The 18,704-nt window shown below is 42.6% G+C and carries 18 protein-coding genes; 3 read left to right on the top strand and 15 right to left on the bottom strand.

What is annotated here, in order from left to right; genetic code table 11:
• From ETP43_RS00805 to ETP43_RS00790, 4 genes are all read right to left on the bottom strand, one after another.
• Nucleotides 1-1,014, bottom strand: coding sequence for an ABC transporter ATP-binding protein (locus ETP43_RS00805; protein WP_118576193.1), 1,014 nt, complete (start codon nt 1,012-1,014; stop codon nt 1-3).
• Between the two features lie 44 nt (nt 1,015-1,058).
• A complete protein-coding gene (locus tag ETP43_RS00800; protein ID WP_129256794.1) occupies nt 1,059-2,237 on the bottom strand; it encodes a glycosyltransferase family 4 protein in 1,179 nt (392 codons plus the stop codon).
• A 748-nt stretch (nt 2,238-2,985) separates the two neighbouring features.
• On the bottom strand, nt 2,986-3,567 hold the full coding sequence (locus tag ETP43_RS00795; RefSeq protein ID WP_118576199.1) for an accessory gene regulator ArgB-like protein: 582 nt from the start codon (nt 3,565-3,567) through the stop codon (nt 2,986-2,988).
• A complete protein-coding gene (locus ETP43_RS00790) occupies nt 3,567-3,716 on the bottom strand; it encodes a cyclic lactone autoinducer peptide (RefSeq protein WP_118576201.1) in 150 nt (49 codons plus the stop codon). Before ETP43_RS00790 ends, ETP43_RS00795 begins: the two co-directional genes overlap by 1 nt.
• Before the next feature lie 308 nt (nt 3,717-4,024).
• On the opposite strand from ETP43_RS00790, the gene ETP43_RS00785 reads away from it, so the two are divergent.
• The 3 genes from ETP43_RS00785 to ETP43_RS00775 all read left to right on the top strand — a co-directional run bounded on the left by ETP43_RS00785 (nt 4,025) and on the right by ETP43_RS00775 (nt 6,457).
• A complete protein-coding gene (locus tag ETP43_RS00785) occupies nt 4,025-4,351 on the top strand; it encodes a helix-turn-helix domain-containing protein (RefSeq protein ID WP_129256793.1) in 327 nt (108 codons plus the stop codon).
• 93 nt (nt 4,352-4,444) lie between these two features.
• Nucleotides 4,445-5,152 carry a LytR/AlgR family response regulator transcription factor gene (locus ETP43_RS00780; protein ID WP_129256792.1) on the top strand — a complete coding sequence of 236 codons (708 nt, stop codon included), beginning with the start codon at nt 4,445-4,447 and terminating at the stop codon, nt 5,150-5,152.
• Between the two features lie 6 nt (nt 5,153-5,158).
• A complete protein-coding gene (locus ETP43_RS00775; protein ID WP_118576207.1) occupies nt 5,159-6,457 on the top strand; it encodes an ATP-binding protein in 1,299 nt (432 codons plus the stop codon).
• Between the two features lie 525 nt (nt 6,458-6,982).
• Here the strand turns inward: ETP43_RS00775 and ETP43_RS00770 are convergent.
• The 11 genes from ETP43_RS00770 to ETP43_RS00720 all read right to left on the bottom strand — a co-directional run bounded on the left by ETP43_RS00770 (nt 6,983) and on the right by ETP43_RS00720 (nt 18,694).
• On the bottom strand, nt 6,983-7,255 hold the full coding sequence (locus ETP43_RS00770) for a hypothetical protein (RefSeq protein WP_164979544.1): 273 nt from the start codon (nt 7,253-7,255) through the stop codon (nt 6,983-6,985).
• A 2-nt stretch (nt 7,256-7,257) separates the two neighbouring features.
• Nucleotides 7,258-8,028 carry a TatD family hydrolase gene (locus tag ETP43_RS00765; protein ID WP_118576211.1) on the bottom strand — a complete coding sequence of 257 codons (771 nt, stop codon included), beginning with the start codon at nt 8,026-8,028 and terminating at the stop codon, nt 7,258-7,260.
• Nucleotides 8,029-8,043: 15 nt separating this feature from the next.
• Nucleotides 8,044-9,996, bottom strand: a complete 1,953-nt coding sequence (gene metG, locus ETP43_RS00760; protein WP_129256790.1) for a methionine--tRNA ligase — start codon at nt 9,994-9,996, stop codon at nt 8,044-8,046.
• 445 nt (nt 9,997-10,441) lie between these two features.
• Entirely contained in the window at nt 10,442-11,158 is a 717-nt protein-coding gene (locus tag ETP43_RS00755) for a phosphatase (RefSeq protein ID WP_129256789.1), read from the bottom strand.
• 224 nt (nt 11,159-11,382) lie between these two features.
• Nucleotides 11,383-12,234: an Rpn family recombination-promoting nuclease/putative transposase gene (locus ETP43_RS00750; protein WP_129256788.1), complete on the bottom strand. Its 852-nt coding sequence runs from the start codon at nt 12,232-12,234 to the stop codon at nt 11,383-11,385.
• 414 nt (nt 12,235-12,648) lie between these two features.
• Nucleotides 12,649-13,395, bottom strand: a complete 747-nt coding sequence (locus ETP43_RS00745; protein ID WP_129256787.1) for a sugar phosphate isomerase/epimerase family protein — start codon at nt 13,393-13,395, stop codon at nt 12,649-12,651.
• Nucleotides 13,396-13,417: 22 nt separating this feature from the next.
• Entirely contained in the window at nt 13,418-14,128 is a 711-nt protein-coding gene (locus tag ETP43_RS00740) for an ECF transporter S component (protein ID WP_243114144.1), read from the bottom strand.
• Complete coding sequence (locus ETP43_RS00735) at nt 14,095-15,807, bottom strand: ABC transporter ATP-binding protein (protein WP_129256786.1); 1,713 nt, start codon at nt 15,805-15,807, stop codon at nt 14,095-14,097. The genes ETP43_RS00740 and ETP43_RS00735 overlap by 34 nt, the downstream gene beginning before the upstream one ends.
• A complete protein-coding gene (locus ETP43_RS00730) occupies nt 15,780-16,661 on the bottom strand; it encodes an energy-coupling factor transporter transmembrane component T (protein ID WP_129256785.1) in 882 nt (293 codons plus the stop codon). The genes ETP43_RS00735 and ETP43_RS00730 overlap by 28 nt, the downstream gene beginning before the upstream one ends.
• On the bottom strand, nt 16,658-17,287 hold the full coding sequence (locus ETP43_RS00725) for a DUF4430 domain-containing protein (protein ID WP_129256784.1): 630 nt from the start codon (nt 17,285-17,287) through the stop codon (nt 16,658-16,660). The genes ETP43_RS00730 and ETP43_RS00725 overlap by 4 nt, the downstream gene beginning before the upstream one ends.
• Before the next feature lie 15 nt (nt 17,288-17,302).
• Nucleotides 17,303-18,694, bottom strand: a complete 1,392-nt coding sequence (locus ETP43_RS00720; RefSeq protein WP_129256783.1) for a prenyltransferase/squalene oxidase repeat-containing protein — start codon at nt 18,692-18,694, stop codon at nt 17,303-17,305.
• Nucleotides 18,695-18,704 lie beyond the last annotated feature (10 nt).

The raw sequence follows: 18,704 nt of genomic DNA, 5'->3' as shown, positions 1-18,704 counted from the left end.
TTATACCTCAAACTCTCGTTCAATTTCGCCATTGTAAATTTTCTTTACAACTTGTTCAACACTTGGTTCTCGAAGGGAAAAATCAACTATTGGTAAATACTCTGAAAGTTTTTGAATGATGTTATAAGCAGAATATTCATCTTGATTAAAACTTATTTCATATACGTGTGAATCAGTCTTTTCAACTGTTATATTCGGCAACTCATTGCAAATTTTATTTTCTTTAGGTAGATCGTATGCTGTTTTTACAACTATGCATCTGTTGTAAGCATATTTCCTTTTTAATAGTGCGGCATCTCCATCAAATAGCTTTTTACCGTGATCAATTACTATAATTCTGGAACATACCTTTTCAATATCGTCCAGATCATGACTGGTAAGTAATATTGTTGTTCCACGTTCTTTATTTATTTTTTTTAAAAATTCACATACGCGTTCTTTAACAGCTACATCTAAGCCAATGGTAGGCTCGTCCAAATATATTACTGGTGGATTATGTATCAGCGAAGCAACTATATCCGCCCTCATTCTTTGCCCTAAGGAAAGCTTTCTCGCAGGATATCCCATAAACTCCGACACACCCAATATCTCACCAAAATATTTAATATTGGCATCGTACACTGAGTTGGGTATTTCATAAATCTCTTTTAACATAGAAAAAGATTCTCTAATAGGAATATCCCACCATAGCTGTGTCCTTTGTCCAAATACTACACCTATATTTTTGGTACTTTGAATACGATGCTTATAAGGATCTAATCCATTTATACAAATATTTCCACTAGTTGGCTTTAAAATACCAGTCAGCATTTTAATTGTGGTTGATTTTCCGGCACCATTAGATCCAATATATGCTACCGACTCACCTTTTTCTACGGTAAAATTTATATCTTTTACTGCTTCTTTCATATGATATTTAGGGGCAACAATGTGTTTCAACATTCCAGATAGACCTTGCTCTTTATCTGCAATTTTATAATTTTTACACAAAGAATTAACTTCAATTAAACTCATGTTTCATATCTCCTGTCTCAATATTTTGAATCTCAATGATAATATCAACATCCATTACCGTTTGCAATAGCTTGGGTATACACATTGCGAGTAAACGCAGACACATTCTCCCATGTATATACGTTTCTGGCTTTCTCTATTGAAGCACCAGCCAACTTTTTGCGTAATTCTGGATGTTGCCAAAGCCGGAGTATGGCCGATGCTAACATATCTACGTCACCCGGGGATACTAATAATCCAGTTTTTTCATCTTCCACAATTTCTTTCAACCCGCCCGAATTACTTGCAATTACCGGCGTACCATCTAACATAGATTCGATTGCTGTAATTCCAAATGGCTCAGCCAAACTCGGTACTACATGCATAGCTGAATTTATCAAGTTCTGATGTACATCTAGATTTGAAATCATCCCTGTAAAGTGAACCCGATGACTGATCCATAACTCCTGTGCAATCTTGACGAAATTCCTTCTACCTGTACCATCACCCATAATAACTAGATCCGGTAACGTTTCATCTTTTTCCAATGCTGTTGCATATGCATTAATAAGGATATCTACACCCTTTTTATATTCTAATCTTCCCGAAAAAGTAATATAGTTATTATGATTACCGCTTATATTTTGCATTTCATCGGGCATAGAAACGCCATTGGCAATCACCTGAATTACCTCTGGATGCATAAACTGAAAACGTTCCAATACCACATCTCTCAACCATTCACTAACCACGATTACGTTTGTAGCATTACGAAGCATATAATTTCGCATTCCTTCGCCAAAATGGTTAGGAAAATCGTTAATAGCATGAACAGTTGCCACCACCGGAATATTAATTTTTTTAAGAATGAGTTCCAACGCATTCAACAAAAAATAGTCATGGACGTGAATCAAATCAAAATTGCTATCCCTAAGCAAATCATTCAATTCACGCACACATGTGGCTACGAAAAGATTATTACTAACCCACGCACACATCGGTGGCATAGGATTTGGAAAATCATTTAGCAAATGTTTTCCAATCGTACGGTTCATCAAAAAATATCTAACACCATTTTTCCAAATAATGTGTATCTTTTCCTGATCATCAAAATCAGCAGCGCTTAAAACGGTTACACTGTCACCATATTGTTTTACGAGCTGGCTGGACAAGTCCTCCACATGCTTTGTAAGTCCATTCGGTTCTACCCAAAAAGGATTACCCTCAATCATCAAAATTTCCATATTCAATCCCTCACTATTTTTTATTATCAACTATAAATGAGCAAATATTGAAATTTACAAAAAGTCACCCCACCATCCTAAGAACATCTTCCAGTGATGCACCATTTTTAATAAAAACATGAAGATTGCTGAGTCGTTCTATCCTGACCTGATTCTGAAAATACTGATATCCATCTTCAAAAGTGCAGTATTTTCCAGAATGCATACAGCACATGTAATGAACCAGTGACATGATCAGCCAGTATCGCTGAATTCCCTGCTTAGAACGAGAGCTGGTATTTATCCAGAGCAAGCTTACTTTTGATCTGTCGGAAAAACAATTCAAAAACAGCGCTGTAATCTTCACTCCATTTTTAATAAATGAGTGAAGATTACAGCGCTGTTCCATACGGATGTGTTTTTAAACTATTGATAGCCCTCTTTATAAGTGCAGTATTTTCCAGAATACATATACCACATATTATGAAGCCGAGACGTAATCAGCCAATATCGCTGAATATTCCCTTAAAGTTAAATTCTGTTCCCTGTATCCGATTAGAATGATATACACTGTTTATAACAGACACTCTCCTGTCGGAATGAATACGTTGTTTATTCATACCTCAATTGTACCTCATTCTACAGAAGGTGTTTTCGATTTGTGCAATATTGCAGATTTACTCATTTATAGTCTTTTAGTAAAATCAATGACAACTTTTATTATCTTTATTTTTTTTATGATTTCAATCCCATTTGCACCAAACGACACTTACAGTCCGTTTTTGGTCGATTTCCCCTTTTTTACAATACAGGGCACTTGCAGACCTGCTGTCAATAATATTCCAATAGAAAAACAGCTTGTATAGATGTACTTTCCTAACAAAAATAAAATTATATCTAATACTCCAAAAACGGTCACACAGAACACTGTCATTTTTTTATATGACCTTCTTTCATCCCTATCAATTCTTCTATTTTCACTATCCATTGGACTAAATACAATCAAACTAACAGAAGCAATAGCCGTAGTAATTGCCAACCTCCAATCACATTGCACATGTATTGAACATATTATGCACAAAAGCAGTAGAAAACCCGATCCCAAAATACAAGTGTGTAAATTTTTCGCATGATAACCACCACTAAATTTTCGCAGAACTATAAATGGTAAAATAACCGCAAATCCATGTTTTACACTTCCTACGCAAAAGCCAATGCCTCCTGCAAGAATAAGAGGTGAGAGCAATAGAAAAAAACTATGTATCGCATACTTGTAAAGTTCTTTATCTTCTTCATGTATTACATGACACCGTATCATCCAATTAGTCACTGCATCTGTGCATTTTCCCATTATTTAGTTCTCCTGTATTTCGTTAATTCCTTCGGCGCTTTTGGCTGATACATAATTACGCAGGAGGCTGTGTTGGCTTCTGTGCGCAGCACAACATCTAATGCTGATTTCATCCCTTTTGCAACTGTTTTTGTTACCTGTTTCTTCATACTGACCTCACTCCTTTCTTCCAAAAATTGTCATTGATTTTCACACAAACAATCATATACCACTTTAATCAAATATTCGCCCCCTCCGTAATGAGTGGAACAATTTTATTCAATATTGGACTCTTCTTCCTGTTTTCCGTCAAAAATAGTATGTAATACAGAAGTATTTATGTATAAAATTAATTTTATTCAATGTATATCAGAATAGTTCTTTATCTGTTTCTTCTTTTTATTCGGTTCTATTGGTAAAATTCTATTGAAAAATCTGTTGAAAGAAGGTGGGATAAATAGAATTTCAATATGAAGATATGGGAAACCGTATCAAAATACGCCGAAAAGAATTACGAATCAAGCAGGCTGAACTTGCCGAACAGCTAAATATATCTAATAACCATATGTCATCAATCGAAAACGGACGGCAAAAACCAAGCCTGGACATTTTTATTCGGATTTGTAATCTGCTCAATGTTACCCCAGACTACCTTCTGCTCGGCAATATGCACGCTTATAATATTCCACAGGATATTATTGACAAACTACGTTTATGTACTCAAGCTGATATACAACTTGCCGGAGACTTTATCGAACTTCTTGTAAAAAGAAACAGTAAAGCACATAATGAACCAAATTTGTAATTAATTTGTCTTTTCATACGCATTTTTGCATTTGAAATTTTTATATGATATGATATATCTATATTATTTTATTATAGAAAGCCAGGTACAAAAATGCGTATTTTAATTTGTGATGATGATCCTTTGATAATTGAACAATTGCAGAAATTCATTGAATCCTTCTTTAAATCAAATCATATTAAATGTCCCGAATTAGTTTCCTTTACTAGCGGTGAATCTTTATTAGCTGATAGTGAAGAAAAAGATCTTGTTTTTCTGGATATTGAAATGCCCGGCATGAATGGAATCTATATAGGGAATGAATTAAAAAAAGCAAACAAAAATGTTATCATTTTTGTGGTTACCTCCTATTCCGAATATTTGGATGATGCAATGCGTTTTCATGTATTCCGTTATCTTTCCAAACCTCTGGACAGGTCGCGTTTTCTCCGAAATATGAAAGATGCCCTGACATATTACAATTCCATTACTGTCAAAATTCCTGTTGAAACCCGGCAAGGGTTATATTCGTTTCCTGCCTCGCAGATTATTGCTATAGAAGCACAGAGCCGAAAAGTAATTGTACATACTGTTCAGCAGGATTTTGATTCGATTTATACTATGGATTACTGGCTGAATCTGCTCCCCAAAAACAGTTTTTTTCAGACACACCGGAGCTTTATCATTAACCTTGACCACGTCGTAGACTTTGATCATTTTACCATTCATTTATCGAATCCGCAGCTTACAGCTTACCTTACACGAAGAAAATACAGCTCGTTCAAAAACGCTTATCTGTTATATCTGGAAAGTATGAGGTAAACACAAATGGAACATATCGTTTTACTTTTTTTTAGTTTTTTTACAGAAGCCGTCACCTTGTGGCAATACGCAACCAGTCTTTTTATTCCTTCTTGCAGCAATAAAATCAGACTGCCCATATTAAGTGCTCTTTATGCAATATTATTTTTTTTGTCTCTACTTGGAGAAATGGGGCTTAATACCTTTAGCTTTTTTGTTGTAAACACGGTTTTTCTTTTTGCACTTTTTAAACTCAAATTACTGTTGGCAATCTTTCATTCTGTGATACTTACATCAATTATGGGAATATCAGAACTTGCAGCTTTCGGAATCATGTCCAGATTCTTTCCGAATTTTCTCTTAGAGGCAAGTGTCGGACTTGTTTTTTATACTGTTTTCAGCAAGATTTTCTTTTTTGCAATCATTTATTTATTAGTTCATCTACTCCAAGGGAAAAAAACGAATCAGGGACAGTATGTGCAGTCTGAACTTCTTTTGATGTTGATTCCTGTTTCCTCTGTTTTTACTATGTTTACCTTCCTCGCCATTGGGAAAACTTCTTTCTTCGTCCCGCCTGCCGATTTTATGGTAACAATCTGTGCCATTTTTCTGCTGATGGTCAATCTGCTTGCATTCGGAATTAACCACTATAATCAGAAAAAGTCACAGGAATATACAGATATGCAGTTACTGCTCCAAAAAGAATCTGATTCCGTTGAATACTATGAAATGATGCTTTCACAAAATGAGCATCAGAGCATTCTGATTCACGATATAAAAAAACACCTTCAATCTATCAAATTGCTGAACGAAAAAAATGACTCTGATAAAATAAATGCCTATATACAACAGCTCATGGAATCTTCCGACTTAAAAGAAACTGTAAAAATCTGCGATCATGAAATGCTGAATGCAATTCTCTGCCGTTATCAACGACAATGTAGCGATAAACATATCATTTTTCATACGGATATCAGAAGCGGTGCTGTTCAATCTATTTATCCACACGATTTGACATCATTGTTCTGTAACTTATTGGATAATGCAGTTGAATCATCAGATAATATCCCTGATTCTTTTATTGAACTTACTGTACAAAGGAAGGAACATTCCTCTTTTATCGTTATCATAGTCATAAATTCCTGCAGATACACCCCTGTGTATGATCAGGATGGACTTCCTGTATCACATAAACCCGAAACAGGCAGACATGGGTTCGGAATGAAAAGCATTCAAAAAGTTGTGAAACAATATCACGGAAATTTGCAAATGTACTATGAACATGATTCCGCTACTTTCCATACAATTATAACCTTAAAGCCATAACGGGAAACTGCCAGTAACTTCTCAAAATCCCCCAGGATTTTGGCAAAATACGCATTTTGTCCGACAAAACACATCTTGTTAGGGAAAGGCCACTAAGACCCCTTTTATTATATTTGTATTTCTTCCATTACTGGTAATCTGCCGGAAGATATTGTAACTCCTCATTTGACAATTTTATATTCATCTGCTATCATATAAATATAAAAAGGACATTACTGGTAGACAGCTAATCCCAAATTATTGGTCTTAAAAGAGTAACCGCAAACCTTGGCGAGGGGCGGTTACTTTTTTGATTGATTTATGTACACAATTAAAATTGATACAACAATGCTCAATATCATCAAGATGATAGAAAGCATTTCATAATCAGTCATATAGTTTGCCCTCCTTTCCCAGATTTCCTTTTCAGGATTTCTATGTAATCAGAGGGTTCAGTCCCTCTGTAAGAGGACTAACCGCCTAGCTTTTCCCAGTAATGTCTACGGCTATTCTAACAAAACTATTTGATAATTGCAATCTCTTCTTTTATTCAAAAGAATATCGATATTCACCATCATAGTCTACATGGATCACCGTCTCATCTTTCAATTTTAAATCAAACTGTGCCCTTTCATCTTCCACTTTTAAGTTTCCGGAATATACTGCATAAGTATCTCCTTCCCTGCCATCAGAAGCTAAGTATATTGCAAGTCCTTCCGGGAGGCCCGGCGCATTTTCGCCGAGAAGCTCCGCAAGTTCCACAGGCACTTCAAGAATTATAATTATCAGCATTTTTCTTTGAGAAAGATAAAGATGCACCGTTAGTTTACTTTTGAAAAGACCCGGAAACTGTTCTTCCAGGTGACTTCTTCGACCTCTTCCCTGGATACTCCCTTAATCTCTGCAATTTTTTCCACTACATATGGAATATTCAGCGAAGAGTTCCGCTTTCCGCGGTTTGGAATCGGTGCTAGGTACGGGCTGTCTGTCTCTAAGAGCAGAGATTCCAGCGGAGCGTATTCTACGACTTCCACCAGTTTCCTTGCATTCTTAAATGTCAGTACACCGCCGATGCCGAGGGAAAGCCCCATATCCAGGTATTCCCTTGCCATCTCTTTTCCGTAAGAAAAGCAGTGTACCACACCGCCGATATCCCCGGCGTGAAGTCGTTTCATGGTATCCAGCGTGTCTTTGGCCGCATCACGACTGTGGATGATAAACGGAAGTTTCTCCTCCCGTGCTACCTCCAGCTGCCGTTCAAACCAGTAGATCTGTTTTTCGTGATTTTCTTTATCCCAGTAATAGTCCAGACCGATCTCTCCTACTGCCACCGTCTTTTCCATCTGGCAGATCTGATGCATCCGCCGGATCTTCTCTTCATCCAGTGCGCCCACATCATCCGGATGCACGCCTACCGCACCGTAAATGTACGGATAGCGTTCCATCAGATCCACGGTACGGTCCCAGCCTTCTACTTCCGCGCATACATTGATCACTCTGCCGATGCCCTGCGCAGGCAGGGCATCCAGCAGTTCGCTCCGGTCTTCGTCAAAAGCCTCATCATCATAATGTGCATGACTTTCAAATATCATGTCGTTTCACACTTTCTAGCAGATCTCTGCGCCTGCAGGCATCTTCTTTTCCGGAACCATCAGAGAGAGGTTGCCGTCAGCATCTTCTGCACATAACAGCATACCTTCGGAAAGTACGCCTGCCAGTTTTGCAGGTTTCAGGTTCACCAGGACCATGACTTTCTTTCCTACCATCTCTTCTGCGGTATAGTGTCCTTTGATACCGGATACGATCTGTTTTACCTGGCTGCCGATCTTCACCTGAGAGCACAGCAGTTTTCTGGATTTTTTCACTTCTTCGCAGGCGATGATCTCACCAACCTGGAACTGCATTTTTCCGAAATCATCGAAGGTAATCTCTTCTTTTGCATCGATATCAATTACCGGCTCTTCCGGTACTTCCGTTTTTGCCTGTGCAGCTTTCATAGCTTCCACTTTTTCCAGAATTTCTTTCAGATCCAGACGCTGGAACAGGATCTCCGGTTTGTCTGTTACTTTATTTCCTGACGGATACAGACCGAACTGATCCAGTTCTTCGTAAGATCTCTTTTCTCCGTTTAACTGAGCCAGGATCTTTTCTGTGGTTTCCGGCATGAAGGATTCCAGCAGAGAAGCACCGATGGTGATACTTTCTACAAGGTTGTACAGAACTTCTGCCAGACGGTCTTTTTTCGCTTCGTCTTTTGCCAGTGCCCATGGCATGGTCTCGTCAATGTATTTGTTGCAGCGTTTGAACAGGTTGAAGATCTCTGTGATAGAATCCGCCACACGCAGGTCTTCCATCTTGGCAGCTACTTTTGCCTTGGTTCCTGTTACGACTGCTTTCAGATCAGCGTCTACGTCTTCTTCCACACCTGTTTTTGTTACCACACCGTTAAAATATTTGTTGGACATGGAGATGGTACGGTTTACCAGGTTACCCAGGGTGTTGGCCAGATCAGAGTTCAGTCTCTCTACCATCAGCTCCCAGGTGATCACACCATCGTTTTCAAACGGCATCTCATGCAAAACGAAATAACGGACAGCATCTACACCGAAGAAATCTACCAGATCATCGGCATAGATCACATTTCCTTTGGATTTACTCATCTTGCCATCGCCCTGTAACAGCCACGGATGACCAAATACCTGTTTTGGCAGAGGCAGATCCAGAGCCATCAGGAAGATCGGCCAGTAAATCGTATGGAAACGGATGATATCTTTACCGATCAGATGCAGGTCTGCCGGCCAGTTTTTGTTGAACAATTCGGAGCTGTTGCCGTCGCAGTCATAGCCGATACCGGTGATGTAGTTGGTCAGCGCATCCAGCCATACATAAGTTACATGTTTCGGATCAAAGTCTACCGGTATACCCCAGCTGAAGGAAGTACGGGATACACACAGATCCTGCAGTCCAGGAAGCAGGAAATTGTTCATCATCTCGTTCTTTCTGGATACCGGCTGGATGAACTTCGGATGTTCGTTAATATATTTGATCAGGCGCGGAGCGTATTTACTCATTTTAAAGAAATATGCTTCTTCTTTTGCCGGTGTACACGGACGTCCGCAGTCCGGACATTTTCCGTCTACCAGCTGAGACTCTGTGAAGAAGGATTCGCACGGGGTACAGTACATTCCTTCGTAATGTCCTTTGTAGATATCTCCCTGATCGTACAGCTTTTTGAAAATCTTCTGTACCTGTTTTTCATGATAATCATCTGTGGTACGGATGAACTTGTCATAAGAAGTGTTCATCAGATCCCAGATTCTTTTGATCTCTGTAGATACGTTATCTACATATTCCTTCGGTGTGATGCCTGCTTCTTCGGCTTTCAGCTCGATCTTCTGACCATGCTCGTCAGTACCGGTCTGGAAGAATACATCGTATCCCTGCTGTCTTTTGAAGCGGGCGATACTGTCTGCCAGTACGATCTCATAGGTATTTCCGATATGCGGTTTACCGGATGTGTAGGCGATCGCCGTTGTCATATAAAATTTTTCTTTTGCCATGTTTGGTTCCTCCTTGCTCACGCATACTATGAGAAACACGCTCCGCGAGTTTCTCAGGTTACCGCGGCAGTCGCCAAGGTCTCGTGCAAGCACGGACTTTGGCTCGTTGCTCGCGTAAAAAAACCGCCTTCTTACTGTTTGTAAGAAGACGGATATGATACCGTGTTACCACTTCTCTTCGTCTCTTTCTCACGAAAGAAACCTCGCCAAGTACTGCTGTACTGCTATACTCTGCCGCTATAACAGGCGGATCCTGTCGCAGCCTAACCTTCCGGCTCGGTGCGCCTCTCAGAAGCCATCTTCCATTCACCTTGTCACTTCCCTCTCAGCCTCCGGGAATTCTCTGTAATGACAGTCGTGCATGTACTCTCTTCGTCACGGTGTTTTTGTTTATGACTATAGTTTATCGTAGCATATACGTTTGTATTTGTAAAGTCTGTAAATTTTACTTCTTCAGATATTTTTTCACTTCTTCTGCTGAGCGGTTCAGCACCAGTTCTTCCGGAAAGTCCAGTTTTGTCAGCAGTTCTCTTGCCATATCGAATTCCCCGATCAGTGTATCAAAGTGGGCATCGCTGTCCATCACGACCGGTACCTGATATTTTTTGCAGTAGTTTAACATGATCGTATCGTTCTCCACCGCATGGATACGGCTGCAGCCGGGATCCATGGAATGGTTATTTAGTTCCAGGATCTTTCCGTATTCTTTTGCTCCCTGTACCAGCGCTTCATAGTCCACCTCATATCTTCCGTCATCCGGGTGGCCGATGATGTTGACACACGGGTTCTTCATCACATTCAGATAGGCCTCCGTGTTCTCCTGACGGCTTCCCGGCTCCATGCACGGGGTATGCAGGCTGGCGATGATGATATCCAGCTTTTCCATAGTCTTCTGCGGAAGATCTACGGTTCCTTTCGCATCCAGAATATTGACCTCAGACCCCAGTACCAGTTCGATGCCATACAGTTCTCTCGGTACGATCCGCAGATTGTCAAAATAAAACAGATGACAGGTTCCCGGCATCTTCGGTGCATGTTCCGTGATTCCCAACAGCTCCAGCCCTTTATCGGAGGCTGCTTTTGCCATCTCTCTTAACGTGGAGTACGCGTGTCCGCTGACGATTGTATGAGTGTGTAAGTCCAGGACAGAATTGTATTTCATAATGATAATTCCTCTTTTCTCTGTTTGTTGCCACATGATTATAATATCTCTTCTGTGTTTCCTATCTTATCATGTTCCGGTCTTCTCTACAACCTGTCCTGCACACACATTGTCCACATTTACCAAAGTTCGAACTGGATTTTTCCACATTTTACAGGACTCTATTCACATCAGCGTGTTTTCTTTTATTCTGTTGAAAATATGATATCATGATATACTGACATTTAGTTTGCACTTTTTCCCTCATTTCTTTCCTCTTCTATCCAGTCATCTATTGCTTTACACATATTAAATTCCTCCTTTCCTGTTTCCATATTCGCTGGCAGTCCTATAATACTTTTCAAAACCAAATTTGCAGAAATATCCAGATCCGGGATTCGTGAACTACCATGTAAATACTCTTTCAGTTTTTCTTTGTCTTTCGAATATTTCACACAGCTCAATATTTCCCGTAAACTGCTCCTGAACTTCCCAAGTTCTTCCTCCGTCAGCCGTGCCGGATCGATCAGATGAATCCGGTAATCCTGAATATATTCCAGCAACGTCTCATCCTGCGGATCCATCATTTCTTTGATGGACATTGGTCCGTCCCATTCATCTGCTCCAACGTGGATCACAAACGTGATCACCGGAATCAGTTTATCTTCTTTGTAGAAGCCGGACAGATACTCTCCACGGTTGCGTGGTTTTTTCATCTTCTCTTTCTGGTTCTTCCTTGATGTCTCGTCGACCTGTTTTCCATACTGCAACGCATCATAGATCATGTTTCTCACCGGCATGGCGTAATGGATATCCGTCTGATTTTCGATACCAATGATCAGATACGCTGCCCGGTCATCCTGCATAATCACTGCTGATTTCAGAACATCCCGGTATTTCTGGATCGTTTCCGGTTTATCCATATCGCGCACAGAACTGTCCGTTTCAAACAGGACGCCAAGTTCCGTTGGATCCAGCTCTGTCAGTTTTTCCGGATCTACGATATTTCTTCCGCCATAGATCAGATAATTACAGGCGTCCGCAAACACCGTATTCTGCCTCATATAATTTTTTGTTACCACATCTGTGTTTCCCACACAAAACCTCCTTTTTACGCAGGAGATTTTCTCATGTATATGCTTACTTGTGTATATTGTTCTGCAACTGTTCCACCCTTTCACAGCTGCAACTTTCTTTTCTTATATAGGACCAAAAGAATATAACCAGATTCTCAGAACGAATCCTTCTACATACAGACATGCTTCATCTCTCTGCTATTTTTCAATTTTTAATTAAGCATGGAGATATTTCCTGATTTGGAATTTTGATTTTTTAGATTTGATTTGAAATTCTCTGAAATGAAATACTATGCTTGGTTTTATCCTAGCATATCCCTCCGGTATTGTCCATTGATATTTTCTTCTTACCCCTCCCCCGCACAAACAAAAAAGCTTTGCTGACCACCGGGGATTTCTCCCTTTTTCGTCTGTCAGCAAAGCCTTTACACTTATTCACAGAATCTCCCGCAGCATCCTGCAGGACATCCGTACATCTTCTTTTGTATTACATTCGATCGTATATGTGCAGTCCTCTCTCCCCTGAAAGTTCTTCAGCACCTCCCGCACCGGGATGGTTCCTTTTCCCAGGCCAAGGTGTTCGTCCCGTTCTCCGTGGTTGTCGTGAACGTGGAGATGGGTGATCTCTCCTGCCAGTTTCTGCGCCCATTCTTCTACCGGATGTGGAGACATGCAGTGGGCGTGACCGATGTCCAGGCACAGGGAAAAGTTTGGTTCCGGGAGCCTCTGTTTGACCTCCAGGATCGGTTCCCATTCCCGGTCGAAGACATTTTCCAGAACGATGGAAATATCTTTTCGATCCGCAAGAAATTCATGAAAAAATTCCTCCATACGTTCCGCCCAGCCGATCAGAAAATAGATGCCCGGATGGTAACAAGTATGGTAGACGATCTTCTTTGCACCCAGTTCCTGTGCCGCCTCGTAGCACTGGATAAACCGCTCCATCGTCACCCGCCGCACCCGGGAATCATATGCAACCGGGTTCAGATCCAGAAACGGACCGTGAAGCGTAAGCTCCCTGGTTCCGATAAATTGTAAACGCTTTCTGTACGTTTTGATATATTCAGAGAGATGATCCAAATTCTCGGAGATGGAAAACTCAATGCTTTCCACCCCCACCTGCAATTCTTCCACCAGTTCTTTCATCTCTTCATCCCGTAGCAGATGACTGACATAAATCATTATGTTCTCCCCCATTCTTTTATCAGAAAATCCCATGTTTGATCTGAATCCGTTCCAGTTTTTCTCCGATCGGCTTTAACAGAATCATCAGAAATATAACATTCGAGATACAGTATACCACAACAACCGGAATCGCAGAGATCAGCGCTGCCCGGTAACCCTCCCAGGTAAAGGATCCGTACCAGCTGATCGCCGTCCAGATATCCATCAGCCAGGAATATGCCATCCCTGCGAAGATTCCATATAAAACCAGCGGAATCCGGTGCCGGAGTGTTTTCCGGAAAATCGGAAGCCCCGGAATCATGGCGATAATTCCCCAGGTCAGCATCTGAAACGGTGTCCAGGGTCCCTGTCCGAAGAAAATATTGGAGATTACCGCGGACAGCGATCCTACCAGAAAACCGGCTTCCGGTCCCATATAAAGCCCGGACAGGATCACGATTGAAATCGTCGGTTTAAAATAAGGAACCGGCGCAAACACACACCGTCCGGTTACCGTCATCGTCGTCATCACCGCCAGCATCACCATCCGGCGGATACTGCCCTCCCGTTTCTCGTAGGCAAAATAGAACGGCAGACAAGCGAACAACGTGATCACAGCCGAGATCAGATTATACCGCCTCTGCCGGAATAAAAGTACACCCATGAAAACGATTCCCGCCACACCAGCCACCAGAAACAGCCAGCCAAATTCCCGTCTTATCGAATAGATTTCCTTCCGTTCTGTCTGCACAGTTCGATCACCTCCTCACAGGTAATAGCATTTTCATACTGCTGCCGCGAGATCCGGTTTGCCGCAGTCGTATAGTAATTGTTGTTACAGAAAAATTCTTCCGGGGTATCCACCGATGTGATCTCATGATCGAAAAACAGCCCGCACCGGTCAGAAACTTCCGCTGCAAATTCCACATCATGCGTAACCATCAGAACCGTGATCCCCTGTCCGCGCAGATCTTTCAGCAGATTTCCCAGCTGCCGCTTCGACCAGGCATCAATCCCCTTCGTAGGCTCATCTAGGAGCAACAGTCTCGGTTCCAGAAGAAGCACCTTGCCGATCGCCGCTCTCTGCTGCTCTCCTCCGCTCAGATCATACGGATGACGCTCCAGAAGATGCGTGATCTCAAGCTGCTGTGCCACCGCCTGAATCTTATCTTTCAGCTCTGATTTTTTACATCCCAGAACTTTCGCAAGTTCCTCATAATCTTCCCGCACGGTCATCTTCAGAAATACCGTCTGCGGGTTCTGCGGCAGTGATGCAAGTTTTCGGATATACAGTTCTTTTCCCCTGTACTTCTGCAGTCGTTTTCCAAACACTTCGATTTTTCCGTAATACGGACGGTTCGTGCCGGAGATCACACTTAACAGCGTGGTTTTTCCCGCACCGTTTCCACCGAGGAGGCTTACCACTTCCCCCTCATACAGCGTCAGCGCCACATGGTCCAGCACATCCGGCTCCTCTTTTTCATACCGAAAACAGATGTCTTTCATCCGCATGGCGATCGGTCGGTCTTTTTCTTCTTTTTTCTCCGGCTCCCTCTCCAGTCTGGTAATGGTATTGTTATAATTTTCCTCGATAAAATTTCTGCCATCCCGGACCGTCAGCGGACAGGTCACATCCTCCGCATCCAGTCCCTGGTAGATTCTTACCGCACTTGGCAGTCCCAGAAGCATCCGATGGTTGGGATCGAATTTTTTCAGTTCATGTCCCGCCTGTCTCGGCGACTCCACAAAAAGGAGTTTTCCCTGATCCATCACGGCTACCCGATCTGCCAGTGGAAATACTTCTTCCAACCGATGCTCCGTTAAAAGAATCGTCAGTCCCAGTTCTTTGTTGATCTTTGACAGCGTATGGATAAAGTCCGAAGCTGCAATCGGATCCAGCTGGCTGGTCGGCTCATCCAGGATCAGCAGTTTTGGCTGCATGGAAAGAATCGATGCAAGATTCAGCAATTGTTTCTGACCACCGGACAACTCTGTCGTCTTTTTCCGAAACCAGTCATCGATGCCGAAAAAGCATGCCATCTCTGCCACTCTTCTGCGGATCACCGGTGTCGGTACTCCCATATTTTCCAGACCGAAAGCCAGTTCATGCCAGACCTTGTCCGTCACGATCTGGTTCTCCGGATTCTGTAATACATATCCGATCTCACAGGCAGCTTCCCTCTCTGAGAGTGTGCTCTGTTCCTTTCCGCAGAAGATGATCTCTCCGCTTTTTTCTCCTTCCGGTGCAAGCTCCCGTTTCAAAAGCCGCAGCAGCGTACTTTTTCCACAGCCTGATGCCCCGCACAGCACCATAAACTCTCCCCTCCGGATATCCAGCGATACACCGGAAAGCGCCGGTTTTGGCTCTGTTGTATCCTTCGGCTGCCGTGGATATGTAAAACTCAGATTTTTGACTTCCAGTAATGCCATGACATTTTCCTCTCTCCCTCCACTGCACCCGGCAGTAGTAAAAATAAAAATACCGCTGCATATCCGACAATCGCCACCGGTGTGGTCTGCATCTTTGCTACATACGGATAATAATAAAATGAAAATCCTCCAAGGGCAAAACAGCCGACAATCACTGCAGTAAAGAAAGCCATCACGCCCAGCATAATCCCGTCTCTTCTTCGAAAACGAAAGAGCGAAAAATTCGTTCGTCCCTTCAACCCATATCCTCTCGCCTTCATGGCATCCGCGGTATCCACAGCATTTTCCATCGACCAGGTCAGCAGGGAATCAAAGACCCGGAAACTTCCGCCCGCCTTGTCAACCACGGCATCCGTCGCATACAGTCCCATTGATTTCTGTGACTGCCGGATTTTCTTTGACTGAAGCTGAAACAGCGGAATCATTCGAAAAGCCATCGAAAGGATCAGCCCCAGTTTCGGTACCGTCTTGCCAAACAGATACAGAAACTTGTCTGTCGTCAGGATCACGCTGTAACAGCTGCACCACATCAGCACACTGACCAGCATCACAGAACTTACCACTCCGTAGATCAGTGCTTCCAATGTGATCGGATTGTCGTTCATGAAAAACAGAATCGTCTCTCCGTTATGTACATACATCGCATTGATCCCCGCCATGATCACAAACATACCGACGCAGAAAAAAAACTGGGAGAGTGTTTTCCTCCCCCCGTTTAAAAAAGCATAGAACAGAAAAGATCCACACAGAGATGCCAGTGCAAGAAGCGGATGCATACTGATCATTGAAAATACCAGTGCAAGCACATAATAGATAAATAATACTGCCGGATGAAAACTTCCAAATCCCGTCATTCCGCTTCTCCCTCCTTCTCCACCGTATGATCTTTATTTTTATCATATTCTTTTCTTTGTTTCATCTGTTTTTGGGCTTTTTCCTGATAATCGTCCCCCACATCTTTTCCAAGATCACAGGTATAGACCCATTCAATCTTATCTTTATCTTTCAGCTTATAACTGCTGCAGCCTTTGCCGGGAAACTTTCCGTTCACTTTATACATCCATCCTGAAAGATCGCCACAGGAAAACTCATACAGATAGTTAATTCCCTTAATCATAACGGTACTGTATACATTGGTATCCGGTCCGTTGTACTCCATCTGAATCTGATGGTATCTGCATGCCCGTTTGAGAATATCGAAAACGGTATCCCCTTTCCGAAGCACACAGGTCGTCTCTTTCAGGATCACGCCATCTTCCGGAACATATTTTTCGTCCTGCAGCTGTTTTTTCAGGTTTTTCCAGTTTTCCGACTCCCGCAGAGTATCACAGCGGATACTGATCGTCACCGTCTCAGAATCCTCCTGAATATCTTCCATATGGGTCAGATAATACTCATCTACCGACTGAATTTTGGTTCCTTTCAGAAAAAGCACTGCCATTAACAGAAGGAACCCGATCATAAGAATATTTTTTTTCATTCTCTGCCTTCGTCCTTACCACTCATCATCGTCTGTATCATCGTCATCCATCGCATCCGCCGCTTTTCTCTTTCTCTTTCCGTCTTTTAAAAGAGCTGTCAGGAAGATCACAACCACAAGTACCACGGCTGCGGCAATGGCGGCCGTCAGATACAGGGTTCTGTTATTTACCGCATCTTTTACTTCTTCTCCCGATCTTGCATCTGACTGATCCTCTTCTTTCAGTTCCGGAAGTTTTTCTCCTGCTGCGTTGATCTCATCTTCTGAAACCGTCTCTGCATCCGTCAGGTCAAACAGACGGTTCTGGTCTTCCTTGTAACGGTATACCGCTTCCAGACCATACAGAGCCTGATAACCTGCCATATTGTTTCCGGTGGTTTCTTCCTCGTCTCCGTCCAGTCCGTGGATCATACTGCCATCCGAAAGTGCGAATGCTTTCTGTCCATCCAGCAGGTTGTTGCCATCCTGGATAAAATCTTTGTCTGTGTAGATATCTTTTCCCCAGGAGGCCAGAGCAAGCATGGCCCAGCTTGTACTTTCCGAAGTACGTGCTCCATAAGTCAGCATGCTTCCGTCATCGCTCTGCAGCTTGCTGAGGCAGGCAAAAGCCTGTTCTGCCACTTCATCTACAGTAACAGTTTCTTCTTTATTGGTTACGATATTCACAACGGTATACGTTTTATCCTGTCCCTGATAAGGAGCCAGCGCTGTCAGTGTCATCGAAGTCAGATCGACATCGGAAGGGTCTGTCTTCACAAGACCAAATCCTCCGTCTGCCAGCTGTCTTGAGAGCAATTCACTGATAATCTTATCCCTGGTCCATTCTGCCCCTTCCGGTTCCTGATAATTTTTTGCATCGATGGTCAGAAGTGCCCAGATATAACCGTTGATCCCCTGATCTCCCGGATCACCCCAGAGACTGTTCCATACGGTATCCCGGATCAGATTGATGGGATTGCCGTCCGGATCGGTTCCGAAGTTTTCCGGATCACCACCACAGGCCATGACGGTAAGTGCCATTCTGTGAATGTCAGATAAACGATATCTGGTTTTGCTGTCTTCCAGATCAGCATATACGTTTTCCACTGCATCCTGCAGCCGGCTCAGATAAGCCGCCTGATTCTCTTTCTCTTCTCCCATACGGGCGATGGTAAATGCATACCAGTCACTTCCCGGGCTGCCCGCTCCATCCAGCAGATCTCCGACAAGCAGCTGTTTTTCTCCTTCCGTTCCTGCTTTCCAGGAAACAATGTTATCCTGGATCTGACGGATCTCCTGTGCCTGACTTTTAGCATCTCCGGTTGTCTCTGCTGCGACCGCATACGGTGCCGCCGTGATCCAGACAGCCAGTGCCAGCAAAATGCCGGCGCAGGCTCTCCATAATTTTTTTCCGCAACTTTTCTTCATTCTTTTCTCC

It is taken from the genome of Blautia faecicola, from assembly GCF_004123145.1.
GTDB lineage: Bacteria > Bacillota > Clostridia > Lachnospirales > Lachnospiraceae > Oliverpabstia > Oliverpabstia faecicola.
The sequence above is the reverse complement of the archived record's forward strand: the minus strand, read 5'-3'. Positions and strand labels throughout refer to the sequence as shown.